21 protein-coding genes and 3 pseudogenes are annotated in these 24,572 nt (G+C 69.0%); 9 read left to right on the top strand and 15 right to left on the bottom strand.

The window, feature by feature from the left end; translation table 11 throughout:
• Positions 1–125: 125 nt before the first annotated feature.
• Positions 126–923 (bottom strand): MHYT domain-containing protein, encoded by a 798-nt coding sequence (locus ACWCP2_RS01205; RefSeq protein WP_450906488.1) that lies wholly within the window; start codon positions 921–923, stop codon positions 126–128.
• A gap of 167 nt (positions 924–1,090) precedes the next feature.
• Between ACWCP2_RS01205 and ACWCP2_RS01200 the strand changes: the two genes are divergently transcribed.
• Together ACWCP2_RS01200 and ACWCP2_RS01195 are read left to right on the top strand one after the other, a co-directional pair.
• Positions 1,091–1,822, top strand: coding sequence for a class I SAM-dependent methyltransferase (locus ACWCP2_RS01200; protein WP_450906487.1), 732 nt, complete (start codon positions 1,091–1,093; stop codon positions 1,820–1,822).
• A 160-nt stretch (positions 1,823–1,982) separates the two neighbouring features.
• Positions 1,983–2,771 carry a hypothetical protein gene (locus ACWCP2_RS01195; protein ID WP_450906486.1) on the top strand — a complete coding sequence of 263 codons (789 nt, stop codon included), beginning with the start codon at positions 1,983–1,985 and terminating at the stop codon, positions 2,769–2,771.
• A 175-nt stretch (positions 2,772–2,946) separates the two neighbouring features.
• Here the strand turns inward: ACWCP2_RS01195 and ACWCP2_RS01190 are convergent.
• A pseudogene (locus ACWCP2_RS01190) lies at positions 2,947–3,105 on the bottom strand (pentapeptide repeat-containing protein); the annotation flags it as partial.
• A 110-nt stretch (positions 3,106–3,215) separates the two neighbouring features.
• Between ACWCP2_RS01190 and ACWCP2_RS01185 the strand changes: the two are divergent.
• Positions 3,216–3,602, top strand: a complete 387-nt coding sequence (locus ACWCP2_RS01185; RefSeq protein ID WP_450906485.1) for a hypothetical protein — start codon at positions 3,216–3,218, stop codon at positions 3,600–3,602.
• Between the two features lie 7 nt (positions 3,603–3,609).
• On the opposite strand, the gene ACWCP2_RS01180 is transcribed toward ACWCP2_RS01185, so the two are convergent.
• Together ACWCP2_RS01180 and ACWCP2_RS01175 are read right to left on the bottom strand one after the other, a co-directional pair.
• On the bottom strand, positions 3,610–4,227 hold the full coding sequence (locus ACWCP2_RS01180; protein ID WP_450906484.1) for an MOSC domain-containing protein: 618 nt from the start codon (positions 4,225–4,227) through the stop codon (positions 3,610–3,612).
• Between the two features lie 20 nt (positions 4,228–4,247).
• On the bottom strand, positions 4,248–4,430 hold the full coding sequence (locus tag ACWCP2_RS01175; RefSeq protein ID WP_266875995.1) for a hypothetical protein: 183 nt from the start codon (positions 4,428–4,430) through the stop codon (positions 4,248–4,250).
• 238 nt (positions 4,431–4,668) lie between these two features.
• On the opposite strand from ACWCP2_RS01175, the gene ACWCP2_RS01170 reads away from it, so the two are divergent.
• The 3 genes and pseudogenes from ACWCP2_RS01170 to ACWCP2_RS01160 form a co-directional block, all read left to right on the top strand.
• Positions 4,669–7,641: a DEAD/DEAH box helicase gene (locus ACWCP2_RS01170; protein ID WP_450906683.1), complete on the top strand. Its 2,973-nt coding sequence runs from the start codon at positions 4,669–4,671 to the stop codon at positions 7,639–7,641.
• A 5-nt stretch (positions 7,642–7,646) separates the two neighbouring features.
• Complete coding sequence (locus ACWCP2_RS01165; RefSeq protein WP_450906483.1) at positions 7,647–9,038, top strand: SWIM zinc finger family protein; 1,392 nt, start codon at positions 7,647–7,649, stop codon at positions 9,036–9,038.
• Between the two features lie 128 nt (positions 9,039–9,166).
• A pseudogene (locus ACWCP2_RS01160) lies at positions 9,167–9,685 on the top strand (transcriptional regulator); the annotation flags it as partial.
• A gap of 72 nt (positions 9,686–9,757) precedes the next feature.
• On the opposite strand, the gene ACWCP2_RS01155 reads toward ACWCP2_RS01160, so the two are convergent.
• Entirely contained in the window at positions 9,758–10,864 is a 1,107-nt protein-coding gene (locus ACWCP2_RS01155; protein ID WP_450906482.1) for a helix-turn-helix domain-containing protein, read from the bottom strand.
• Positions 10,865–11,242: 378 nt separating this feature from the next.
• Between ACWCP2_RS01155 and ACWCP2_RS01150 the strand changes: the two genes are divergently transcribed.
• The gene (locus ACWCP2_RS01150) at positions 11,243–11,512 is read left to right on the top strand and encodes a DUF7848 domain-containing protein (RefSeq protein WP_450906481.1); all 270 of its coding nucleotides are present in this window, start codon (positions 11,243–11,245) and stop codon (positions 11,510–11,512) included.
• A gap of 485 nt (positions 11,513–11,997) precedes the next feature.
• Here ACWCP2_RS01150 and ACWCP2_RS01145 read toward each other — a convergent pair whose 3' ends face one another.
• The 10 genes from ACWCP2_RS01145 to ACWCP2_RS01100 all read right to left on the bottom strand — a co-directional run bounded on the left by ACWCP2_RS01145 (position 11,998) and on the right by ACWCP2_RS01100 (position 21,781).
• Entirely contained in the window at positions 11,998–12,393 is a 396-nt protein-coding gene (locus tag ACWCP2_RS01145; protein ID WP_450906480.1) for a hypothetical protein, read from the bottom strand.
• Complete coding sequence (locus ACWCP2_RS01140; RefSeq protein WP_450906479.1) at positions 12,393–13,790, bottom strand: phage portal protein; 1,398 nt, start codon at positions 13,788–13,790, stop codon at positions 12,393–12,395. Before ACWCP2_RS01140 ends, ACWCP2_RS01145 begins: the two co-directional genes overlap by 1 nt.
• Positions 13,791–13,793: 3 nt before the next feature.
• Positions 13,794–15,377, bottom strand: coding sequence for a hypothetical protein (locus ACWCP2_RS01135; protein ID WP_450906478.1), 1,584 nt, complete (start codon positions 15,375–15,377; stop codon positions 13,794–13,796).
• A gap of 1,018 nt (positions 15,378–16,395) precedes the next feature.
• Positions 16,396–16,620: an HNH endonuclease gene (locus tag ACWCP2_RS01130; RefSeq protein WP_450906477.1), complete on the bottom strand. Its 225-nt coding sequence runs from the start codon at positions 16,618–16,620 to the stop codon at positions 16,396–16,398.
• A 56-nt stretch (positions 16,621–16,676) separates the two neighbouring features.
• Positions 16,677–17,087, bottom strand: coding sequence for a hypothetical protein (locus tag ACWCP2_RS01125; RefSeq protein WP_450906476.1), 411 nt, complete (start codon positions 17,085–17,087; stop codon positions 16,677–16,679).
• Between the two features lie 57 nt (positions 17,088–17,144).
• The gene (locus ACWCP2_RS01120; RefSeq protein WP_450906475.1) at positions 17,145–18,020 is read right to left on the bottom strand and encodes a phage major capsid family protein; all 876 of its coding nucleotides are present in this window, start codon (positions 18,018–18,020) and stop codon (positions 17,145–17,147) included.
• Between the two features lie 86 nt (positions 18,021–18,106).
• Positions 18,107–18,463 (bottom strand): hypothetical protein, encoded by a 357-nt coding sequence (locus ACWCP2_RS01115; RefSeq protein WP_450906474.1) that lies wholly within the window; start codon positions 18,461–18,463, stop codon positions 18,107–18,109.
• Positions 18,450–18,746 carry a helix-turn-helix transcriptional regulator gene (locus ACWCP2_RS01110; RefSeq protein WP_450906473.1) on the bottom strand — a complete coding sequence of 99 codons (297 nt, stop codon included), beginning with the start codon at positions 18,744–18,746 and terminating at the stop codon, positions 18,450–18,452. Before ACWCP2_RS01110 ends, ACWCP2_RS01115 begins: the two co-directional genes overlap by 14 nt.
• Positions 18,747–19,451: 705 nt before the next feature.
• Positions 19,452–19,964 carry a hypothetical protein gene (locus tag ACWCP2_RS01105; RefSeq protein WP_450906472.1) on the bottom strand — a complete coding sequence of 171 codons (513 nt, stop codon included), beginning with the start codon at positions 19,962–19,964 and terminating at the stop codon, positions 19,452–19,454.
• A gap of 353 nt (positions 19,965–20,317) precedes the next feature.
• The gene (locus ACWCP2_RS01100) at positions 20,318–21,781 is read right to left on the bottom strand and encodes a recombinase family protein (RefSeq protein ID WP_450906471.1); all 1,464 of its coding nucleotides are present in this window, start codon (positions 21,779–21,781) and stop codon (positions 20,318–20,320) included.
• 94 nt (positions 21,782–21,875) lie between these two features.
• Between ACWCP2_RS01100 and ACWCP2_RS01095 the strand changes: the two are divergent.
• Both ACWCP2_RS01095 and exaC read left to right on the top strand, forming a co-directional pair.
• A pseudogene (locus ACWCP2_RS01095) lies at positions 21,876–22,778 on the top strand (transcriptional regulator); the annotation flags it as partial.
• A gap of 55 nt (positions 22,779–22,833) precedes the next feature.
• Complete coding sequence (exaC, locus tag ACWCP2_RS01090) at positions 22,834–24,357, top strand: acetaldehyde dehydrogenase ExaC (protein WP_450906470.1); 1,524 nt, start codon at positions 22,834–22,836, stop codon at positions 24,355–24,357.
• Positions 24,358–24,572: the final 215 nt, after the last annotated feature.

Here is a 24,572-nt window from a genome sequence, read left to right as displayed (position 1 = left end):
GTACGTACGTGACGGGCGCGGGGGCGGTGACGGTGGTCCGCGGGTGGGGGCGGTGGTGTGCCCGCGTCGGCGTGATGGCGGCATCGACGGGGCGGGGTGGCGGCCTCGCCGGGGGCCGTCACGCCTCAGCCGGTGGGCGCGGCGGCGGCCCGCTCTCCCAGGCGCAGGTCGGCGGAGGCCACCGCGGAGGCCTCCCGCTCGTCGGCGGTCGGCGAGAGGGCGACGAACGCGGAGGTGATGAAGAGGTAGGAGCCGAGGCCGACGGCGAGCGGGAAGATGAACTGCATCGCGGTGGCGCCCGGCAGGGCCGCGTCCGAGGGCGTGACCTCGACGGCGACCGCGAGCATGCCGGTGTAGTGCATGCTGCTGACGGCGGCGCCCATCACGAGCGAGGCGACGGCCACGGCCACCGGGGACTTGATGTTCAGGACGGCCCACAGGGCGGCCGTGGCCGCGACGACCGCGATGGCGACCGAGAGCCCGACGGTGAGCGGCGCGTAGGAGACCGAGCCGTGCAGGCGCAGGGCCGCCATGCCGAGGTAGTGCATGCTGGCGACGCCGAGGCCGGTGGTGAGGCCGCCGACGACCAGGGCCCGGCCGCGGTCCTTGCCGTAGCCGACGGCGAACACTCCGGCGCCGACGACGATCATCGCGACGAGGAGGCTGAGGATGGTCAGCGGCACGTTGTAGCGGATCTCGGTCCCCGTGACGTGGAAGCCGAGCATGGCGACGAAGTGCATCGTCCAGATCCCGGTGCCGATGGCCGAGGCCGCCGTGAGGAGCCAGTTGCGGCGGGAGGTTCCGGTCGTCGCGGCGAGCGCGCGAACGGTGCAGCGCAGGCCGAGGGCGGCGCCGATCGAAGCCATCACGTATGACAGCGCGGGGGTAAGCCAGCCATAGGCGGCGTGGTCCAGGTGTCCCATGGCCACGGAAGCTAGTCCGGGTGAGGGAGCGAACACGGGCCGCATTTCGAAAGCCACTGGAACTGCTGGAATATGACAGAGATACGTTCTTCTTCGATCACGCCGCGTACCACCTTGCACACGTTCCGCAGGCATGTGCCGGAGCGTGGGTGAGGGATCATGGGCACATGAGCGAAGACCGCACACAGGACCCCACCCGGAACGGGCCGCAGGACCGGGCTCAGGAACGCTCCCGGGAGCAGGTGCAGGAACGCTCCGGGGAGCAGGTTCAGGACCGGGCTCAGGAACGGCCCGGGGATCAGACCCGGGACCGCGGCCACGTCCAGGAGTTCTTCGGGGCGCGCGCGGCCGCCTGGGACCGCAAGTTCCCCGGGGACGGGCCCGCCTTCCTCACCGCCGTGGGCGAGTTCGGGCTGCGCCCCGGTGACCGGGTGCTCGACGCGGGCTGCGGCACCGGCCGTGCGCTCACCGCGCTCCGCGCGGCCGTCGGCCCGTCGGGCACGGTGCTCGGCGCCGATGTCACCCCGCAGATGCTGGCCGCCGCGCACGAGGCCGGCCGGGACGCGGAGGGCGCCCTGCTGCTGGCGGACGTGGCCCGGCTGCCGCTGCGCGACGGGGTGCTGGACGCCGTGTTCGCCGCCGGCCTCATCGCCCATCTGCCCGACCCCGGGGCCAACTTGCGCGAGCTCGCCCGCGTCGTCCGCCCGGGCGGACGGCTCGCCCTGTTCCACCCCATCGGCCGGGCGGCCCTCGCGGCGCGCCACGGCCGCGAGCTCACCCCGGACGACATGCGCGCCGAGCACAACCTCGGCCCGCTGCTCGCCGGTTCGGGCTGGCGGCTGACCTCGTACGCCGACGAGGACTCCCGCTTCCTCGCGCTGGCGGTCCGTTCTTCCTGAGCGTCGCGGCACGCCGTCGGCATCGCGCCGGACCGCGTCCGTGCCGGGCGGCCGGCCCTCCGTGCAGGTGGCGGGCCCGGAAATCGTCTCCCGCCACCTCTCGACGCGGTGGTTACTCGCTGGTTAGGGTGCGCCGACGAGAGAACGACCGGGAGGTCACGTGTCCGAAGAGGAGGACGGCGGTTCGCTGTACGTGCTGACCGCCGTGCTGCTGACCCCCGCGCAGTTCCCGAGCATCCTGGGTGACGACTATCCCGAGGCCTGCTCGCTGCTCGGCGTGCCGTCGGCAGCGGCCGGGTACGGCCTGGTGATGGGGCAGGACGAGGAGGGCGCGCGCTGGACGGTCGTGATCGACGACGTCTCGCTCGTGGCCACGGCCATCGCCTCGTGGGACTGCGGGATGGAGTACGACCTGTCCCCCGACGAACGGTCCATCGTGGTCTCGCTGGCCGGCTGGCCGCTGGACCTCACGGTGGCCACGGCCGGGATACCCGACCCGCACGATCCCGAGCAGGGCGCGGACGGCACGGGGCGGGTGCCGCTGTCCCCGCCGTCGGCCGAGGTCTGGGGTCCGGTGCAGCGGCGCATGGGAGCCGACCAGATCGCCCGGGAGTGGACCGACTGGAGCGAGCGCGTGGCGACGGACGGCGGGGCCGCGGCCGCCGCGCACCCGGGGCTGGCACGGGCCCTGGAGGAAGCCCTGGGGTACACGCAGAGCCCGCCGCCACCCGGCAGGGTCCGGTCGGCCTTCGCGGGGGAAGAGGCGCGGACACTGCGCGCCGACGGACCCGGGTGGTCGCTGGTGGCCCGGACGGACGGGGCCGCCTTCGTCCTGCTCGACGAGCAGCCGAGCGAGGTGCTGGCCGTACCGCACGAGGCCCACGGAAAGCTTCCGGAGCTGTCGGAGCTGCTGGCGGCCCTGGACCGGGTCGCCCTACGGCCCGCCTGAGCGTTGCCGGGGTGAGCGTTGCCCGGGTGAGCGTTGCCCGGGTGCGCGTTGCCCGGGTGAGCGTTGCCTGCGCGAGCGTTGCCGGGGTGAGCGTTGCCGGGGTGAGCGTTGCCCGGGTGAGCGTTGCCCGCGTGAGCGTTGCCTGCGCGAGCGTTGCCGGGGTGAGCGTTGCCGGGGTGAGCGTTGCCCGGGTGAGCGTTGCCCGGGTGAGCGTTGCCTGCGCGAGCGTTGCCGGGGTGAGCGTTGCCCGGGTGAGCGTTGCCGGGGTGAGCGTTGCCGGGGTGAGCGTTGCCCGGGTGAGCGTTGCCGGGGTGCACGAACCGGCCCGCCCCACTGCGTCGCGCGGGGTGGGAGCGGGGCGCCGAGTGTAGGCTCCGGGGTTCCGTCGGCAGGTGCGCGTGCGTGCGGCAGGCCGTGGCGCGAGGCTCGAGGCAGGGGTGCGGCATGACCGTGGTGAGCCGCTTGGTGACTTACACCGATCTGGACGCCGGCAACACGAACGCCCGGCAGCTGGCGGTGTCGGCCCGGCTGGAGGCCGTACTCGCCGACGGCCGCAGCGTGGTGCTGCTCGACGACCGCGGCTGGAGCAGTTCGGGCCCGTCGGGCCTGCCCGCGCGGACCTCCACGGAGGACATCCAGGAGACGGCCCGGACGGTCGTCGGGCCGGACGAGCCCTTCGACGGCATGACGCAGGAAGAGATGGCCGCCGGACACTGGGGCTACCTGTCCGGTGTCCTGGGGCAGCACGGGGTGGACGTGCCTGCGCACGAGCTGGAACGGCTGCCCCACGACGTGGTGCTCAGCGAGCGTCTTCGGGCCTGGCTCGGCTGATCTGAGGTCAGACCCGGTCGAGCGGGACGTGCGGCGTCGGCGGGAGGGTGACCTCGATGGTGTCGCCGGGGTGGATGGTGCCGCCCCGGTGGACCACGCCCATGATTCCGGCCTTGCGGATCAGGTTGCCCTCGTCGTCCCGGCCCACCACCTGCTTGAGCAGCCCGTGCTGGAAGTTGTCGATCTGCAGGCACGGATTGCGCAGCCCGGTCACCTCGACCACCGCGTCCGCGCCGAGGCGCAGCAGGGTGCCGGCCGGCAGGGCGAGCAGGTCGATGCCCTCGGTGGTGACGTTCTCCCCGAGCTGGCCCGGTTCGACGTGGTGACCGGCCCCGGCCACCTCCTCGAAGAGCTCCCGGTGGATCAGGTGCACCTGACGGAGATTCGGCTGCGTGGGGTCCTGGGCCACCCGGGAACGGTGCTTGACCGTGACCCCCGCGTGGACGTCCCCCTCGACCCCGAGCCCTTCGAGGAGCCTGATGCTCCCGCGCGTGGGCTTGGTGAACGAATAGACCCCGTTGCTGCTGACGGCCGCGACCTGCGCCGCGCCTGCCGTGCGTGCGGCGCCTGCCGTGTTTCCCGTGCTTCCCGTGCTTCCCGTGCTTCCCGTGCTTCCCGTGCCCATGGTTGACCCCCCTGCCGCCGTCAGCGGCCGATCTGCTTCCTGGATATACCCCGCAGCCTACGACGCTGGGAGGAGTCCAACAGCAGGTAGGCGGCCACGGGGACGCCGATCAGGACCAGCAGTCCGGCCCAGAAACCGACTGCCCAGAACAGCACGATGGCTGCCACCACACCGGCAACCGCGATCTTTCCGCTCGTGGACATCTGCGGCACCCTCTTTCTCCGACGGCTCGGCCACTACCCCGCACAACGCGCGCTCCCGCCCCCGCGTTCCCGCACCGCACTTCTTCTCTTCCCTTCTCTTCTCGCCCACCCCGAGGCGGACGTGACCCGGGTCACGGTGTCGTCGCGGGCCGGGGCGGCCGCGGGTGGGTTACCCTCGGCCACCTCGCCTCCAGTAGTCAAGTTTGAGGAATGCGTGCTCCCGACGATCTCCGGTCTCATCCCCTGCTCCGCCGTCTTCCTGCCCGCCGAACCCGCCCGTGAAAGCCGCATCGCCTTCTGGCGGCTGGACCCGGACGAAGGCCTCCACCTCGACGGCCGGGGCACCACCGAGCAGCTCACCGTCATCACGCCCGACCTGCGGCACACCACCGTGACGGCCCTCGTCCTGCCCCTCGCCGAAGCCCTGCCCCTGCTCACCCGGGTCCGGTCCGCCGCATCGGCCGGGGCCACGCCGTTCTGGGGCGCCGCCGCCCTGCTGGCCCTGCGCTTCGCCGCCCGCGGGCTGCTACTGCCCGGCCTGAGTCCCGCCGGGTACGACGCCTGGCGGCTCGGGCCGCTGGACGCGGCCGCCCTGGCGGAGGTACGGGAGCTCGCGGCGGCCATGCCGCCCGACGCGCACTGCGTACCGGTGGACCCCGGCGCCACGGCCACGGCCTCGGCAACCGCCACCGCCACCGCCAGCGCCAGCGCCACCGCCGCCGCACCGCCCAACGGCGGCCAGGGCGATCCCGCCGCACCGCCACGGCTGCCCGCCCCGGAGCCGCTGCTGCGCGCCTTCCTCGACGCCGTCGCCGACACCCTGCCCCGCTCCCCCGCCGCACCCGCCGCCGCCGGCGGGTCGGCCTACGCCGCCCGCCCGGCCCGGCTCCACCCCGAACTGCGCGACTGGGCCGCGGAGGTGGCGGCCGGGCACGACGCCGGGGTGCGCGTCTCGCTCCGCATCGAGGTGGACCCGGACGCCCGGCCCGCCGCCTTCCGTGCCGTCCTGCAGATGCACGGCCTCGCCGACGCCGCGCTCGTCGCGGACGCGGCCGACGTCTGGGCCGGCTCCGGACCCGCCGCGGCCGCCTTCCCGCCCCGTGCCCGCCTGGACGCGCTCCGGGCGCTGCGCCGCGCCGCCCGGCTGTGGCCGCCGCTCGCGCCCCTGCTCGGCGCCGCCGTCCCCGACGCCGTGGACCTCGCCGACGAGGAGGTCGTGGAGCTGCTCGGGGAGGCCGCCGGAGCCCTGGCGGCCGACGGGGTGCAGGTGCACTGGCCGCGCGGGCTCGCCCGTACGCTCACCATGCGGGCCGTCGTGGGCGGGCCCGCCGCCGGCTCCGGCCCGCCGGGCCCGGCCGGCCCGCTCTCCACCACCTCCGCGCACCCCGTCGGCTGGCGCTACGCCCTGGGCGGCCAGGGCGATCTGACCGCCGACGAGCTGGACCGGCTCGCCGAGGCGAAGCGGCCGCTGGTCCGGCTGCGCGACCAGTGGGTCCTGATCGATCCGGCCGAGGCCCGCCGGACCCGTGCCCTCGCCCGCCAGGTCCGCGAGGTGACGGCCGCCGACGCGCTGGCGGCCGTACTGACCGGCACGGCGGAGCTCGACGGCACGCGGTACGACGTGGAGGCCGCCGGTCCGCTGGAGCGGCTCCGCACCCTCCTCACCACCGACCCCGAGCGGGCGGAACCCCAGCAGGCGGAACCCGAGCGGGGTGCTCAGGGCGACGCGCCCGCCGACGCCGTACAGGCACCGGCAGCCCTCCGCGCCTCCCTGCGGGACTACCAGCTCCGCGGCCTGCGCTGGCTCGCCCGCCTGACCGGACTCGGCTTCGGCGCCTGCCTCGCCGACGACATGGGCCTCGGCAAGACCGTCACCCTGATCGCCCTGCACCTGCACCGCCAGGAGCACGGGCACGAGGGCCCGACGCTGGTGGTCTGCCCGGCCTCGCTGCTCGGCAACTGGCAGCGCGAGATCGAGCGGTTCGCCCCCGGCACTCCGGTGCGCCGCTTCCACGGCGCCGGCCGCGAGCTCGACGACCTGACCGGCCGGCCCGCCGGGGAGTTCGTCCTCACCACCTACGGAACCATGCGCCTGGACGCGCCCCGGCTCGCCGCCGTGCGCTGGGGCATGGTCGTCGCCGACGAGGCCCAGCACGTCAAGAACCCGCGCTCCTCTACCGCCAAGGCCCTGCGCACCATCCCCTCGGCCGCCCGCGTGGCCCTCACCGGTACCCCGGTGGAGAACAACCTGTCCGAGCTGTGGGCCGTCCTCGACTGGACCACGCCCGGTCTCCTCGGCCGCCTCGGCACCTTCCGCACGCGCTACGCCGAGCCGGTCGAGAGCGGCCGCGACCCGCGGGCGGCGGCCCGGCTCGGGGCGCTCGTCCGGCCGTTCCTTCTCCGCCGCAAGAAGTCGGACCCGGGGATCGCCCCCGAACTGCCGCCCAAGACCGAGACCGACCACGCGGTGTCCCTGACCCGCGAACAGGCCGCGCTGTACGAGGCGGTCGTGCGCGAGACCCTCGCCGCGATCGCCGCAGCGGACGGGATGGAGCGCCGCGGGCTCGTCGTCAAACTGCTGACCTCGCTCAAGCAGATCTGCAACCACCCCGCCCAGTACACGAAGGAGCCTTACACGAAGGAGCAGCACGGCACGAAGGAGTCCGCCGGTACGGCCTCCGGCAAGCTGGAGCTCCTCGACGAGCTGCTCGACACGATCCTGGCCGAGGGCGGCTCGGTGCTGGTCTTCACGCAGTACGTGACGATGGCCCGCATCATCGAACGCCATCTGACCGCGCGCGGCATCGCGTCCCAACTGCTGTACGGAGGGACGCCCGTTCCGCGCCGCGAGGAGCTCGTGGACCGCTTCCAGGCGGGTGAGGTGCCCGTGTTCCTGCTCTCCCTCAAGGCCGCCGGCACCGGCCTCAACCTCACCCGCGCCGGGCACGTCATCCACTACGACCGCTGGTGGAACCCGGCCGTCGAGGAACAGGCCACCGACCGCGCCTACCGCATCGGCCAGACCCAGCCCGTCCAGGTCCACCGCATCATCGCCGAAGGCACCGTCGAGGACCGCATCGCCGAACTCCTCGCACGCAAGCGGGCCCTGGCCGGCGCCGTGCTCACGGGCGGCGAGGCCGCGCTGACCGAACTGAGCGACGCGGAGCTGGCCGCACTCGTCGCCCTCCGCCCGACCGCCTCCGGGAAGTGACACGGATGACCCCGCAGGACCCGTATACGCAGGACCCGTACGCGCAGGACCCGTACGAGAAGACCTTCCCGCCGCTCCCGCCCGCCCCCGGCCGCGGCTTCGCCCGCACTTGGTGGGGCCATGCCTGGCTGCGCGCCCTGGAGGACAGCGCGCTCGACGGGCAACAGGTCAAGCAGGGCCGCCGGTACGCGCGTTCGGGTGCGGTCGGCGCCGTGTCCGTACGGCCGGGCGGGCTGACGGCCGTGGTGCGCGATCCGGACGGGACGGCGCACCGGACCGACGTGCTGGTGCAGGAGTTCACGGAAGCGGAATGGGACCGGCTGCTCGGGATGGCCGCCGCCGAGTCCGGCCACATCGCGGCGCTGCTCGACCGGGAGGTTCCGCCGGAGCTCGTGGAGGACGCGGCGGCCGCCGGGGTGGAACTGCTGCCCGGGATAGGGGAACTCGACCCGCGCTGCGACTGCGAGGAGTGGGACCACTGCCCGCACACGGCGGCGCTCTGCTACCAGGTGGCGCGGCTGCTGGACGAGGACCCGTTCGTGCTGCTGCTGCTCCGCGGGCGGGCGGAGACCGGTCTGGTGGCCGAGCTCGTGGAGCGCAGCTCGGCGGAAGCGGAGGCAGAGGCGGAGGCGGGATCTCCTGACGCCGCCGGCTCCGCACCCGGCGCCGGTGTCCTCGCGTCCGAGGTCTACGCGGCGGCTTCCGCCCTGCCCCCGCTGCCCCCGCCCGCGGCGCTGCCGGACGCGCCGGGCCAGCCTCCGACGCTGGACACGGAGACGGGGACGGAGCCGCCGGGCCTGGACGTGGACGGGGTGGAGTTCCTGGCGCAGGCGGCCGCGACGCAGGCGTACCGGCTGCTCGCGGAGGCGCTCGCTCCGGCCCACGCGGAGCGCGCCCCGCAGCCCGGGCCCACGCTCGCGCAGGACGCCGTACGGCTCACGGCGCAGGCCCACGACCTTCGGGTCCGCTCCCGCCTGTCGGCGGCTTCCGGCAGGAACCGGGCCGCCATGGACCGGGCCCTCCTCGCCTGGGGCTTCGGCGGGGCACAGGCCGTCGCGGTGCTGGAGGAGGACTGGACCCCCGACCGGGCGTCGCTCGCCCGGGCCAGGGCCGCGCTGGCGTCGGCCTGGGCCGTCGGGGCGGACGGGGCCGACGCCGAGGGGGCCGACGCCGGCTCCCCGGCCCCCGTGCTGCGCCGGGTCCGGTCCCGCTGGACGGAACAGGGCGGCAACCGCCAGCTCCGCCTGGGCCGCGAGGGCCGCTGGTGGCCGTACCGCCGCGCGGCGGACCACTGGCTCCCGGCCGGCCCGCCGTCCACGGACCCCGCGGCCGCGCTGGCCGCACTGGACCCGGAGGAGCCGGTCGAGCAGGGGACGGTCCAGGAGGAGCTGGAATAGGCCGGGGCGCCCTGCCGGCCGGGACCGGCCGGGCTTCGTCCCGCACTGGCCGACGCACGGCTTGCCGGGGCGGTGGGCCGGTACGACGATGGGGCGCTCCGGGTACCACGGCACCGCGAGAGGGCGACATGGACGATCCTTCGGTGGCTCTGCCGGGCGGGGCCGACCCCGCCGAGCGGACGCGGGAACTACGGGCGGCCCACGCCGCGTTCACCCAGGACGGGCGGGTCGAGCCCCCGGTGCGGGCGGTCATCGCGAGGTCCTGGCGCCGCTGCGCCCGGGCCCGGGTCAGCCCGGAGTGCGCGCCCCGGATGGAGCTGGCCGGGGCGGAACTGCGGTCGTACCGGGAGCAGCACCCGCTGGCCCGGGTACTGCCCCTGTTCCGGGACCTCGTGGGCGCCTTCGCCTCGGACGGCGCCCATCTGCTGGCGGTGTGCGACGCGCGGGGCAGCCTGCTCTGGGTGGAGGGCGAACCCGCCACGATGCGGCGTGCGGAGGGCCTCGGCTTCGTGCCGGGCGCCCGCTGGGCGGAGACGGCGATGGGCACCAACGCCCCCGGCACGGCGGTGGCGGTCGGGGAGCCGGTCCAGGTCTTCGGCGCCGAGCACTTCAGCCGCCGGGTGCACCCGTGGACCTGCGCGGCCGCGCAAGGCACCCTTCGCTGACAACCTAACCGCACCCTCGCCGAGCCGGGTAATCGGCGCTGCTTCGTCATCCGCTCAGCTCCTGATCTCCTCCACCAGCATCCGAAGCGTGAGGCTGTGCTTCTCCGGCGGTAGGGCAGACATCGCGGCCTCTGCGTAGGCCACACCCCCGGCACGGTCCCCGGACCGCGCCAGCATCAAACCCCGGTGCAACTCCAGGTGAGTTGCGAACCTCGGCAGCTCCTCCGGAAGCTCCGTACGGGCCTGCTCCTGGGCTTCGACGGCCCCCTTCTCGTCGCCGAGCCTGGCGAGGAGGAGCGAGCGGAAGACGTTCAGCCGCCAGTACGGCACGGCGTAGTCAGAGGTCTGCTCGTACGATCCGGCGGTGTCGAAGATCCGGCGGCCTTGGTCGTCCAGCCGGTGAGCGGTCGCAGTGTCGCCCCGTAGGGCGGCAGCGTGCGCCTTGCCGTAGATCGCGTTTAGCAGACCTAGCGAAGGCTTGTCAGAGCCGATGGCTAGAGCCTGGTCGGCAAGCACGTCCGCGACTCCGAGAGACGCACCCTCGTACCCGAGGGCGATGGCGGCACGGCCCCGAACCCACACCCGCGTATCGGCGTCGCCGGACTCGTCGGCAGCCTGCGCGGCCAGCCGATACCACTCGACGGCCTTCGTCCCGTCCGACCCCGGAAACGTCTTCGCGTACAACGTCATCAGCCTCGCAGCGACCGACCACAGTCGGGGTTGGTCGAGCTGCTGCTGTACAACGACAAGCTCACCCGACACCCGGCGCTGAATGTCGGCGGCACCCATCGACATGTACTCGGTGCCGTAGGTGGCTAGCTTGGCTTCCCAGGCGTCCGGGGAGGGCCCGCCAGCGAGGCGGGCGGCGAACCCTTGGGCTAGCAGGTCAGAGGCCACCACAGGGGCTATGGCGACCCCGGCCACATCGGTGAGGAAGGTACGTCGCTGCACGTCGTTCTCCAGGACAGCTAGGGGTACGTCCAGAACGGCCGAAAGGGCAGCAAGGTAGAAGCCGCCCGGCTTCACCTTGGAACACTCCCAGTTGCTCACGTACTCCCGCGTGAGCGTCGTCCCGTACGCCTCATTGACCGCTGACGCTAGCCGCCCTTGACTCCAGCCGCGAGCCTTGCGGAGATCCCTGATCAGCTCCCCGATTTCCATGCGCCCACCTTGCCACTACAGGTCGCACTAGACAGCGAAATCCCTGCTCCCTGAAGTCGGTTCACACTACGGATCACACTAGGCCGTGCAATTGCACGGGCCGATGGTTAGAGCACACTCCACAGGCTTGGCGGAAGGGTGCGTGATGGCGGCGACGGCTGAGCAGCTATGGCGGCAGGTGCCGCAGCGAGACCCGTTCGAGCGGCCGGACGCGGAGCCTTACCCCGGGTGCGATGTCTGCGCGGCCCTGGCAGGACAGCGGTCGGAGTTCCGGGCGGCGGGCAACGCCAGCGGGGTCACTGACTGCAACATCGAGATCCGGCAGCACCCCCACCCCTCAGGGTCGAGCGTGCTTAGGGCCCGGAAGCGGGCGGGTCAGTGATCCGCAGTGTCTACCGCTTCGAAGACCTCTCGATAGAGCACGTGCCCGAGGCCGGCGTCAGCTGGGAAGTCTTCTGTGCCGCCTACCAGTGCGGGCAGGGCTCCGGACCCCACGACGACCAGGAACCTGCCCAGCGGTGGGCCCTCCGCCACTCCGGGGCCACGGGTCACAACCTCTTCCGCCGAGTTGTCACCGACCACGCAGACGTGATGTACGCCGACGCCCCCGCAGCGGAGAAGGAACGTGACTCGCTACTACCTCGGTGACATGGTGATCGACCGTGAGAGGCAGTTACGGGGAGAGGTAGTCAAGCTCTACCCGTCGCCTGAGGTTCTTCGACTCATGGACGCGGGCGGGTTCCAGTGGATCGCCCGAAGCCGTGCCTGCCGCAACCTACGGAAGCGTGACCCACGTACCAAGCCAGGTGACCGCATCCGTATCCCGCCCGGTACAGCTCCCGTGGACTGCCCGCCCCACGAACTCAAAGTCGGTGATCACGTCCTAGCCGGGGGGCACCTGATCCCTATTGCTGACCTTCGGTACAGGGCCGGAGCCACCCGGACGATGATCCTGCGGAACGGCGCCGTGTGCGTCGCGGAAAGCACCATCCGGGTCTACCGCCGCTTCGTCTGAGAGACCGCCCCACCCGGTCGGCCGGGTGGGGCTCCGCTACATCGAGTTGAGAACGCCTCTCCCGGAACATGGCAGGTCAGTGCTCGTGCCGGCTCAACCGCGGAAGCGTCAACTCGCATCAGCGAGTGATGATCGTGTAGCTCGCGTACCCCGTGAACGGATCGCCGTCGTTCTCGTGCGGTAGGGGCGACGGCGCGGCCACCTCGGTCACCTTGCCCAAGCGGCCGTCCTTAGCCGCGAACTGGTCCCGCTCAGCCTCATACAGGCTGGTCCGTACGGCCTGGCCGAGCTCAGCAGCCTCGCGGAACGAGGGAGCGAACAGGTTGATGACGTACATGCCGTTGTCCACCTGGCCCGGGTTCCGGGCCACACCGCCGACGCGGTGAACGTAGACCGCCTGACCCTTGAGGGCTCCCTCAGGGGGCACGAGGGAGACCCGGACAGCCTTCGGGAGGTAGTGCTTCAGGGCCTCGCCAACGACGTACTCGCCGAGAGGCAGCACACGGGTACGCATTACGCGGCCTCCTTGACCTTGAACTCATCCGGGTACTTCTCGGTCATGAACTCTTCCTGCTCCTTAAGGAACTTCTGGCCGTCCTCGCTAAAACCCAGCCACCTAGCCGCCACGCCGTGCTTATCGTCGTCAGAGAATGCCTTCACCTCGTAGATCTGATCGGCTGTAAGCGTGCCCGCCGGAAGCATCTCCACGAGGACCCGCGTCGGGAAGCCGATGTTCTTCAGGTTCATCAGGCCCTGATAAAGGGACAGTGGATCGTGAGACCGATTGTCGTACCAAACGACGTTGGCGCTCATGCTGAACGCCTTCACATAACCGGCCGCGAAAGCTGCCAGACCCATCACCGTTGCCCAGGCTCGACCGTACGAGCGCTGCCGGTCGGCAACCTTCTGGTTCAGGTCCTTCTCGGCGAATTCGAGAGCGTCGCCGGAGACGTTGACCATGTCCGGAGACATGGCTCGCATAGGCAGAGACGACCTAGCGGCAAACTCCTTGAACGTGAGCTCAATGGCCTGCTTGTAGCCATCCATCTGTGTAGCCGGGAAGTCTCCGAACTTGCCCGGCGCATCGCTCGCGCCGTTCGTCTGTGCAGCCCACACAGCGCCCGGGTTCGCCTTGAGTGATCCCGGCTTAAGGTCCAGGTTGATTGCGTACTTCTGTCGGAACGCCGAGAACTTACCCGCAGTGGCCATGTCCAGGTGAAGGTTCGTAAGTCGTTCCTGGATAGGGAACAGCGGCTCGACCTCGCTTACCGGAGGCTGGGACTCGGAGAACGACTCCTGGTTAACGAATCGCACGACAGGGCACACACCCATACCGTGTGCGTACGCGGCCGTCTCCTTGTACTGATCCCCAGCCTCGTCAGGGTTTCCGAGGAACACGCGGACGTGCGTACGGTCGATAACCGTCCACTCTTCAAGCTCCGGCTCGCCGCCGTTGTAGACCTTTGTCTTGAAGCCGGCCAGCATCGGGAAGCGGTCCTGCGCCCGCTCGTAGATGGCCGTCATCTGCATGGGGGAGAAGCCCTTGATGGACGGGCCTTCCTCGCCGCGAGGAAGCACCAGAACGAAGCTGACGCCGTACGTAAGCGAGGCTCGGTGAACGAGGTCCTGGTGATCCTGCATTCCGTTCTTGACGAACAGGTCCCAGCCCTTGGCGTCATTGCCGGTGTTCGGGTCCCGGAAGCCCACCACGTTCAGGCGCTCCCCGATCGCCTCAACAACCTTAGGGAGCCAGTTCGTCTTGGACTGTTCCACGAGGGCCTTAAGGTGCCGCTTAAGCTCCTCAGGCACGTACGGGATCGGATGATAGCCGGCCATGCGAGAGTCGATAACCGACAGCCGGCCGTACTCCTTGCTGCGGAACTCCCGCAGCTTGTCAATGTCATGCTTCATGTCTTAGTCCTCAAACTCGTAGGTGTAAGCCGTGGGTACCTGCCTGTTCTTGACACCCTGCTCAATAACCTTCTGGCGCGCTTCCCAGGCCAGGCTTAGCGCGTGAACTCCGTCAACCTTGTCCGGCGACCTCTTATGGGCCTTAGCCGGGAAGATTCCTTCGCGGCGAACCTGTCGCATAGCGTTCTTGCAATGCCGGGCAAGACGCTTACCGCTAACCCGCACCATGCCTTTAGCGAAGGCATCCTGTAGTGACTCGGCGGATTCGATGAAGCGACGTTGGTTCTGGCCCATCGGGTAGGCGACGGCGCACGACCCGGAGGCGCGGACAGCTCGCTTGCCTCGCCGGTTCACTACCGGCGCCATCAGGTCCGCTGACCACTTCCGCACGTACGCGTCCCACAGGTAGGCGTCAGCGAAGAACGCCTGCACCTCGTAGTCCTCGAAGGTGTTGCGAACCGCAGCGTCGATCTCGGCGGACGGGTGGATGTAGTCCTTGCCCGCGTCCTCGGGCCGCTCCCACACCGCTACCTCGTGGCACCGGTCAGAGTCGATCTCACAGGCCACCAGGGCCACGGAGTCGTGCTTCAGGGCCCCGTCGAAGCCGAGGGCAACCCGAGTGCCGGGCTCAAGGCGCTCGGTCGTTACGGCCTTGTCCACGTCCACCGGCGACACCCACCGGTCGCCGTTGTCTACGACCTGCGAGAGGAAGAAGCGGCGGAAGTCCGAGACTGACTCCTTGCCCTCAATGAACCGCTGAGCGATACCGGCGATGTCCGCCCAACTTGCGTCGGAGTAAGCCTCCTTGAGGCCCTTGAGGAGCCCCGCGGCCGTCGTCAGATCCGTGTCGGCCGGCGCCTGCCGCGCCATGAACAGAGTGGACGTGGGCTTACCCTCTCGGAGGGCCCCGTCAACGTGGTCGTAGAGCCGCTCCATGACGGACCCGAGGCCCGGAACGTGGGCGTTGCTCGTCGCCATCGGACGGGTACCGACCTTGAGCGCGTTCCGACTCATGGTCCCGTAGACCTGTATGGCCTCGGACGTGTGCCAGTGGTGCACCTCGTCGAACAGGATGAACGACGGCACGTTGCCTTCCTGAGAAGCGCCCGACGCCGTCACGGCGTGGATCTTCCCCGGGATGGACTTGTCCCGGAAGGACACCTGCTTGGTGTCCACCTTGAGGCCGTAGCGCTGGATCGCACGCTTCGACAGCATCGAACGGATCTGGATCGTCGTGTTCGCCGACTGGTCCTGAGAGACAGCAGCGATCTGCACCAGGGCCTTGCGCGGGTCCACCGGCCGCGCCCTCGGGCGGCCGTCAGGAAGCCACCCTGCGAACCGCACCGGCCCCAGGAACTCAGCCAGGCACACAGCACCAGCGAACGGCGTCTTCCCGGCCCCCTTCGGGCCCGAGTAGACCGCCTCCTTCCACGTCCACCCTCCGGCCTCGTCAAGGCCGTAGTAGTGCCACAGGAACAACCGCTGCCCGGGAGTGAACTCCCAAGGTCGCCCATCGTGGATCAGGTACCGGCGACACCAGTCGTACACGTACGGGGCCAAGCTGTGCTGAGGGAGCGCGTCCGGCACGCTTCCCCAGATCACGGACCCTGCCAATCCGACTCCGGCGGGGCCGTCGTGTCCGCCTCGACTCCGGCGGTATCCCGCTCGTAGTCCCGCTGAAGCTTGTAGAAGCCACGAAGGTCCGTCTCCGCCCGCGACGCCTCAGCGAGGAGCGGGTGAGAGATCAGGGACTTGCCCGGACCTGACCGTGAGGCCAAGCCGCGCTGCTTAGGTGTCGCCTCCATGATGGCTTCCAGACGGGCCTTAACCCTTGCTATGTCTGCCTTGTAAGGCATGACGAGACCTCCAATCAGGTCGGTATCTGAGAAAAAACACCCCTCGAAGGCCGAGGCTCTATTACGTCTTGGTCAGGGGCCCTCTTGGGGCCGGGGAGTCATAGGGGGGTGCTATTGGTTAGGACTCTTTGAGATAGGCGGAACGATAGGGTTCGAGTAGCTCTCGAACCTCGACGTAATCTTGCGTTTCGCTTGCTCCGATAAGCCTTGCCTTGAGCCTCTTAAGCTCTAGTGCATCACTGTGCTTGTTCCTGCCTAGTGCTGCTCCACCACATCGAAGTACGTGAGAGGCTTTAGCCCACGTCTTACAGGCTTTGTGGTTACCTGCCCGCTTCTTGGGGTGTTGGCAGATTGCGCAGCACATCGTGTAGTCGAGTTGCTCTTCTGTCATTAGCGTGCCCTGGATACGAGGACAGACCAGTGACTAAGGTGTCCGGTGTCGGTTAGCCGGGCAATGGGCTTGCCGTCCATGTACCAGTAAGAAGGCCCTTCGACACCAGGGTCAGGCTTAAGCTCAAAGCGGGGCTTCTTAGCCCCCTTAGGCAGGTTAAGGAAGGCCGGGGGTTCAAGGATGAGCTTGCCGGTATCAAGGTCCCACCACTTGTCATCCGTGGTCTTAGGATTCGACAGCCGGCCCCTGATAGTCACGGCGTGAATCGGCTTGTCGTAGTCGGTCTTTTGGTCAAAGCCGTCATCGCTGATGGTTGGCCAAACAATGGCGACCTTACGGTTAAGCAGGAGTGCGCCCGTTAGATCCACGGATTCACCTCCGGATCTCGTAGCCGCTTAACCGGCTTGTACTTCAATGACCGGGCCTTAGCGCGCTCTGTCTTGGTCTTTGTCGAGTGGCACGGCTTGCAGACAGCAGCCAGGTTCGAGAGGTCATCCGTACCGCCCTCCCACAGGGGGCGGACGTGGTCTATCTCCGAGGCTTCGCCGTTGCAGCCGTAGCAGCGGAAGCCGTCCCGCTCCATGACCCGATGCCGCTTGCGTGCCCACCCTCGCCGGGCTCGGCCGGCACTCCAACCACTCATGCCATCCACACAGTTCGGAACTGCTGCCCGAAGATCCGGGCTAGCTCCTGCCGCTCAGCGGCCGTAAGCCGCATGCCCATGCCGTTGCCCGGGGAGACGCTGTAAGAGGCGTCGCCGGTGGACTGCTGAGTGATCTGGTTCGGGTTGGCTACGGAGCGGGCGATAAGCCGGTTCATCAAGTTGTGCATAGCGCCCCGATAGCCCACCTCGGGCTTAGCCATGGCGGACTGATAGCGCTCCCCGGCCCAGTAACCGAAGTCCACTACCGGCGCTTCGGCCTGTAGAACGCCCTGAGCTACCCGGTAAAGAGCCGTGTAGCGCTCCTTCTTCACTTGCTCTTCAAGGTGGGGGTATAGGGCTATGAAGTCCTCGTAGCCCTCACTAACAGGGTCGTAATCGTTAGACATGTTGCCTCCACAACAAAGAGGGCCCCGCACCGTTCCGCGGGGCCCTCACAAGTAGCGTTAGTTAGATTCGGCAGCAGCCTTAGTCGGAACCTTGACCGTGCGCAGCTTGGCGACCGAGGTAACCAGCCAAGAGGCGCGGAAAGTGCCACGGACGCCGGTAGCGTCGAACTCGGCGTAACGCTGGTCGAAGAGCTTCACGTCCATGGTCTTGCGGACGACGGCGGTAACAGCCTCACGGTCCGCGATAAGGGCCATGCCCTTCTTCATCGCCTTGTGCTCGATAACGGTCAGACCGTCAGCGATCTGGTCACCGGCAAGAAGGTAGAAGTTGCCTTCCGACTTGTCGGCCAGCTTCACCTTGATCTTGCGCATCTCGGCAGCGTCAAGCGGGTGGATGACGAACAGCGACGCGTTGCCCTCGGCGTCCGCAATAGCGGCCTTAGCGTCCATCACGGCGTCAAGGTTGTCCTTGACCTCACCGGCCGACTCAAGGCCGGTCACGTTGAGGATGCCGGTCGGGGCCGTCGCGTTCTTGTCGGTCTGAACCTTGGCGGTAAGGAAGTCCTCGTCGATGCCCTTGTAGATGGCGGAGGCGAGCTTCCGCGTGTTGCGCTCAAGGATGCCCGGGGTGGTGTCCGCGATTGCCTCGTTCGAGATCTTCCGCATCTGTGCGTACTTCACCGGCTCGGACTTGACCTCGGTCTGATCGGTGTCGGCGGTCGGGATCTCCTTGTTCTCACCGACGACACCGGCGCGGGTGACCTCGTTGCCGACGAGAAGGGTCACGTCCTTCTTGTCGGTGGTGACCTTGTCGAAGGCGGACAGGAACACGGAGCCAGAGACGACCTGGTCGTGCAGGATCTTCGCGATCCGGTCGGTCGGGGTGAGCTGCTCGTTACCAGTACGGAGCTGGGTGTTCGGGTTCTCGGCCATGTGGATGGCTCCTCTCATAAAAGAAGGCCCCTACGGCGGACGCCGGGGGCCTGAAAGTCGATGGGTGCCGCCTGATGCGGCGGGGGTCAGTCGCGGTTGAGCGCAGTCCGGAACAGGGCCGCCTGAGACTGCGGAGGAGTAGGCGCTTCGGTGCCGGAGGCCGCGCCCACAGGTCGGCCCTCACCGATGTGCACGGGCACCGACGGCGGGTTCGTCCGCAGCTCCTCGATCTGCTGCGACATGGCCGCAAGGGCGGCCTGCATCTCCCGGTACTCATCCATCGACGGCCCCGGCTCCGAGTGCTGCTGTGCGGAACCGGCGACGCTGCCGCCTGTGGGCTTCCCGGGCTGCTCTTGGACCTGGGGAGCCTCCGAGGGCTCCTCGGCCGGCTCAGGGGTCCCGGCGGCTTCCACGGCCTCGTTCTCGACCTCAGCGGCAGTCATAAGCGTTCTCCTTCTCGATCCGAGCAAGCTCGGGGAAAGCGGTCGTGTAAGCGATCAGAACGTGACGGCGCTGAGCGTCCGTCTCGCAGGACTTCAGGGCGTCGTTCACGTCTACGTCCAGCAGGTAGCAGGCAGCGCCCCAGGAGCCGTCAGAGACCTTGTTCCGGCCCGACTCCCAGTGCCCGACCGCAGCCGGGCTGACGGCGAGGCGCTCGGCAAGCTGCCTTTGCGTCCAACCGCGTCGCACCCGGTAAGCGTGGATGATCGTGGCTCGCGTGTTCATAGGTCACCCCTTCCGGGTGCTATTGCCTACTCGGTAGGCAGGCGGGGAAATGAAGAAGCCCCCGGCGCCTCACGGCGAGCGGGGGTGTATGCCCTCTACTAAAAGGAGTGCGTCACTCATGGCTGTGAAGCGACGCTAGGAACGCACCGGCCATGGGTCAGAACCGATGCGCTCTTAGCGCTGCTTCCACTAGGTATATAGATGTCGAGATCCGGAATCTCGACACTGTAACCGGGTGGCCTTCCTCACTAGGTACATAGATGAGTCATTTTCGGATCTGAGCCATGTGACTCAGTGACTCCTCTCACTATGTATGTAAGGTGAGGGGGCGAGCGAAATCGACCCTTCATGCGCCGTGAACTACGCCACTAGGGCTCCCGCTCTCACTAGGTTTATAGGTGACCAGATCCGAAACCTGGCAGGTGAGGTCCCTCACTAGGTTTATAGATGCGGCTATCGCGAATCGGGCATGTTGCGTGCATCACTGCTAGTTAACTCGTCAGTAGCGAAGGTGGGTATCGTCTGCCGCTTCGCTCTGAATAGGCCCAGTCTGTGACGCCCCTCTGCGGGCGTCATCCGGGTACAGCAACGGCCACCCCCGGAAGGGTGGCCGTAGGTCTGGAGTTACTAGTCTTTATTGTTAGTCACCATGACCAAAGAGCTTTAGTCGCTATGACCAAAGCTGAGGGTCGGTACTGCCGACGATCAGAGCCAGGCCGGCACGGTCGGCCGGTACTTCGCGGTGGGGCTCTTCCCGGCCTTGACGGCCTTGGTGTAGTTCGCCCGGCGAAGCCACTGCTGCTTGATGGCCACATCGACGGCCCGCTGTGCTGACGACGGGGAGCAACCGGCCATGTCAGCGATGCGCGAGTAGGACAGTTCCGTCACGCCACCCTTGGCGTGCGCCGACTTCGACACCACCATGATCACGGCCTTGGCGGTGGCGTTCAGGTCCTTGTTCCTCGGCGCGTTGATGAGCGCCCACAGGTGCTCATTCTCGTTCGCAGGCTTCCGGGGCTCTCGGTGGGCCTGTGTGGGCTTCTCCGCTGCTGGGGAAGGGGACGGAGCCTTGCGGGGCTCCGGGGTCCGTGTGGGGGCGGCCACGGCGACGCGCTCCACGCAGTGCTCAAATTCGCCCATGCCGTGCTGCGCGTGCCCGCAGAACGGGAAGTCCAGGCACACCTTGCGGTCCGCCGTGACCGGCTTCGTCTCAAACATGTTGGCCTCTCCTCCTCCCGGCCTCTCCGGGGATTGCTTTAGTCATGGTGACGTAAGGGTGTTGGGTGGATCTTCCGCGAAGGTCCCGGTGCGTAGGGCCGAAAGTCCCTATCTGCGGACACGAGAAAGGGCCCCGACTTCGGGGCCCTCGTCTCACGGCTGCTTGCGGAGTTCTTCTAGCTGGCGCTCCAAGCGCTCCAGCGTCATTCTCGCGGCCTTTCGCTGCGCGATGCCATCCACGGTAGGGGCGGCGCGTCGCAGGCGCCTCACGGTCGCCTCAAGGCGTTCTATCTCGGTTATCTGATCTGCCACTCGATTACGAGAACATGGAGTGCACTGTGTAGGCAAAGTGCTCAAGCCGCCTTACGGGGCTTGCCGAGAACTCTCCACCGGTCCCACTGCGACGGGGTTTCGAACCGCAGGCGTCCGGTTGCTGCCGGGCCGCCGTCGGCCAGCGTTCCCCGGGGCATACCGGCATCCACGTACAGCTTGGCGCCGATGCGTCGAAGTTCCTCGCCCTTGTCGAGCTCTGTGCAGCGCTTCCAGAAGTCCCGGTAACTCTCGCCGGTCGGCTTCCATACGTCCCTATCCGGGACTACAGGCTCTTTCTCCAGGTCCTTCAAGCGAGCCCGCAGGTCGGCCATACGCCGCTTGTAAGCGGCCCTGTCGTCGTCCCAGTCGCCGTCTTCGTCCTGGCGCCTCAGGCGGGCAACACGGGTCTTTACGTCCCGAATCTCAGGCCGGTTGTCCAGCCCTGGAATCACAACGTGTTCGTGTCGCTCGACGCCGGAAGACATGAGCGTCATCCAAGCTTCGATGAACTCCCACAGCTCAGCCGTCGCAATCGACTTCATCGGACAGTTAATCGTGTGGCACTGGGTACGCTCACGGATCTTGTGGAGTCGCTTGGTGCACAGGGCGCAGTACGCGACTCCTAGCAGGGGTGCGGCACCCTGGCGGGGCTTCTCCCTGACCGGCGCCTTGCGCCGCTCCGCTTCCTTCTGGACCGCCTGCCAGACCGGGACGGGCACGACGCCCTCACACCGGATGTTCCCCTTACTGTCCTCGCCGAGTAGGCGCCGAGAAGCCAGGATGCGTCTCACGGTCTGCCACGACCACTGACCCCGGCCCTTGGACGTGGGCACCTTCCGGCGGTCAAGGTCCTCTGCGATACCCATGTAGGTCCAGCCCTCAAGGAACCGCTCGATCATCCAGAAGATGACCTTCTGCTGCTCCTCGTCGATCGCATAGCGCCAGTCGCCCTTGGCGCCAACGATGCGGTATCCATACGGAACGTCCCCGCCGTGGTACCGGCCCTCAGCCCTGGCGCGCGAGACAGAGTCAGAGTTGCGCTCCTGGATCGCCTCCCACTCCCACGACCCGACCATGCCCATCAGTTCGGCATAGCGCTTGCCCGCATCCGTACGGGTGTCGATGCCGTCCTTGTGGGTGATGAGGAACTTGCCGTGGTCCTTCAGCCACTCAAGGAACAGGTACAGGTCGGAAGGCCGGCGGGTGATCCGGTCCATCTTCTGAGCGGCGATTCCGTCGAACTGGTTCGCCTGCTTGAGCCACGGCCCCAGGTCGGGCCGCTGGAACAGTCGGACTTCACGGCCGGACACGTCGCGGTCGTGGGTCACATGGACGAGGTGGGCTTCCTTGTAGTCCACCAGGCGAATGACATCGTCCTCCTGGCCCTCGAAGGAGTCCGACCACTCACGCAACTTTGACTCCCGCAGCGCACCCAAGATGCGCACGGGCTCTTTGACCGATACTCGCGCGTTCCGGCGGGGCGTACGGGTAGGGCTTGCAGCCATGAACTTAGATTCCGTTCCGGCCGCAGGTTGTGCATGTCCAGAGACCCCGTGCGGGGTGCGTCTGGCCCTGATCAGGGTCTGTCAGTGTGGGGTGACCTGTGCGGCGGCTCCGGTCCGCGATCCGCACACCGGAAGGCTGCTCGGCGCCGTCGACGTCACCGGGGGCGACTGGCTGGCCCATCCGCACTCCCTCGCCTTCGTGCGGGCGGTGGCGTACGCGGCGGAGGCCCGGCTGGCCCTGCTGGATCCGCTGCCCGGGGCAGCCGGGGACCGCCTCACCGCGCTCGGCCGCGACGAGGCGCTGCTGACCGGGGGCGGCCGCGAGCTCCGGCTCGGGCGGCGGCACAGCGAGATCATGGCGCTGCTCGCGCACCACCCCGAGGGGCTGTCGGGGGAGGAACTGTCGATCGCCCTGTACGAGGACGAGTCGGTGTCACCGGTCACCCTGCGCGCCGAAATGTCACGGCTGCGCGGCCTGTTGGGCCCCGGGGCCCCGCTCTCCCGCCCCTACCGCACGGCCGCGCCCCTGGAGGCCGACTTCACCGCCGTCACCCGACACCTGGCCTCCGGCGCCGTCTCGGCGGCCCTGGCCCGCTACCCGGGCCCGCTGCTGCCCGCCTCCACGGCGCCCGGCATCGTCCGGCTCCGGCGCCGCATCGAGGAGCAGGCCCGGGCCGCGGTGATCGCGCGGGCCGATCCGGGGCTGCTGACCGACTGGGTGTGCAGTCCGTGGGGCGCGGAGGACGCCGAGGTCTGGCGGGCCCTGGCGGCCGTCCTCCCGACTGCCGGCCGGACGGCCGCGCTGGCCCGCGTACGGGCCATCGACGCGGAACTAGGGGGTGTCCTGCCGACCACCGGGCCGACCGCTCAGCGTCGCCCCACCCCCCAGGGGGCCGCCGGACAGGGGTCCGTCCCGGCAGGGGCCGCCACCGCGCCACCGGCCGCGGCCCGTTCACCGCGCGGCCGTGCAACGTACCGGCAACCTGCCCGCCCCTAGCCTCACGGCGAGCACCGGCCGACGGCGGCCGGCGCCCGGCAAGGGAGGACCAGCCATGGCCCGTTACGCTGCGCCCGGTACCGAAGGCGCGCTGATGTCGTACGCGTCCCGCTACGGCCACCTCATAGGCGGCGAATACGTCGAGCCGGCCCTCGGGCGGTACTTCGCCAACCCCTCCCCCGTGACCGGCGAGACCTTCACCGAGGTCGCGCGCGGCACGGCCGAGGACGTCGAGCGCGCACTGGACGCGGCGCACGCCGCCGCGCCCGCGTGGGGACGTACCTCGATCACCGAGCGCTCGACCATCCTGCTGCGCATCGCGGACCGCATGGAGCAGAACCTGGAAGCGCTCGCGGTCGCGGAGAGCTGGGAGAACGGCAAGCCGATCCGCGAGACCCTGGCCGCCGACATCCCGCTCGCCGTGGACCAGTTCCGCTACTTCGCGGGCGCGCTGCGCGCCCAGGAGGGCGCGCTCAGCCAGATCGACGAGGACACGGTGGCCTACCACTTCCACGAGCCGCTGGGCGTGGTCGCCCAGATCATCCCGTGGAACTTCCCCGTCCTGATGGCGGTGTGGAAACTGGCGCCGGCCCTGGCCGCGGGCAACACGGTGGTGCTGAAGCCGGCCGAGCAGACCCCGGTGTCGGTGCACTACCTGATGAGCCTGATCGCCGACCTGCTGCCGCCGGGCGTGGTGAACATCGTCAACGGCTTCGGCGAGGAGGCGGGCAAGCCGCTCGCTTCCAGTCCGCGCGTGGCGAAGGTGGCCTTCACCGGGGAGACCTCCACCGGACGGCTGATCCTGCAGTACGCGGCGGAGCACCTCAAGCCGGTCACGCTGGAGTTGGGCGGAAAGAGCCCCAACCTCTTCTTCGACGACATCTGGACCACCGACGACGACCTGCGGGACAAGGCCCTGGAGGGCTTCACGATGTTCGCCCTCAACCAGGGCGAGGTGTGCACCAGTCCGTCGCGCGCCCTGATCGAGCGCGGCCGGTACGGCGACTTCCTCGACGCGGCCGTGGCCCGTACCGAACTGATCGTGCCGGGGCACCCTCTGGACACCGACACGATGATCGGAGCGCAGGCCTCCGCGGAACAGCTCAAGAAGGTCCTCTCCTACGTGGAGATCGGCCAGCAGGAGGGAGCGAAGATCCTGACCGGCGGCGGGCGCATCGACCACGGCGGTGAACTGGCCGGCGGTTTCTACGTCCAGCCGACCATCTTCGAGGGCGACAACCGCATGCGGATCTTCCAGGAGGAGATCTTCGGCCCGGTGGTGTCGGTGACCTCCTTCCAGGACTTCGACGACGCGGTGCGCATCGCGAACGACACGGCGTACGGCCTGGGCGCCGGCGTCTGGACCCGGGACATCAACACGGCCTACCGCGCGGGCCGCGCGATCCAGGCGGGCCGCGTCTGGACGAACTGCTACCACGCGTACCCCGCGCACGCGGCCTTCGGCGGCTACAAGCAGTCGGGCATAGGCCGCGAGACCCACAAGATGATGCTGGAGCACTACCAGCAGACGAAGAACTTGCTAGTCAGCTATTCCCCCAAGAAGCTCGGCTTCTTCTAAAAGTTGAGCACGGTGCCTGACCTGCACAAATGACCGGTCAGGCACCGCGCCCTGCTCTCCTGACAGCTACCGAAGCCGCGTTCCAGGGTTCATTTGCCTCCGGAATCCCACTTCCCGTGCGGAGCGAACCATGACGGAGGAGGGGACCGCGGTGGAAACGCGCGGAGCCCACGAGCGTTCCCACCGAGCCCACGGCCGACCCCAGTCCCGACATC

This window comes from Streptomyces sp. NPDC002104 (assembly GCF_053593795.1).
Note: the sequence above shows the minus strand (reverse complement) of the source record. Positions and strands in the feature narration are given on the sequence as shown.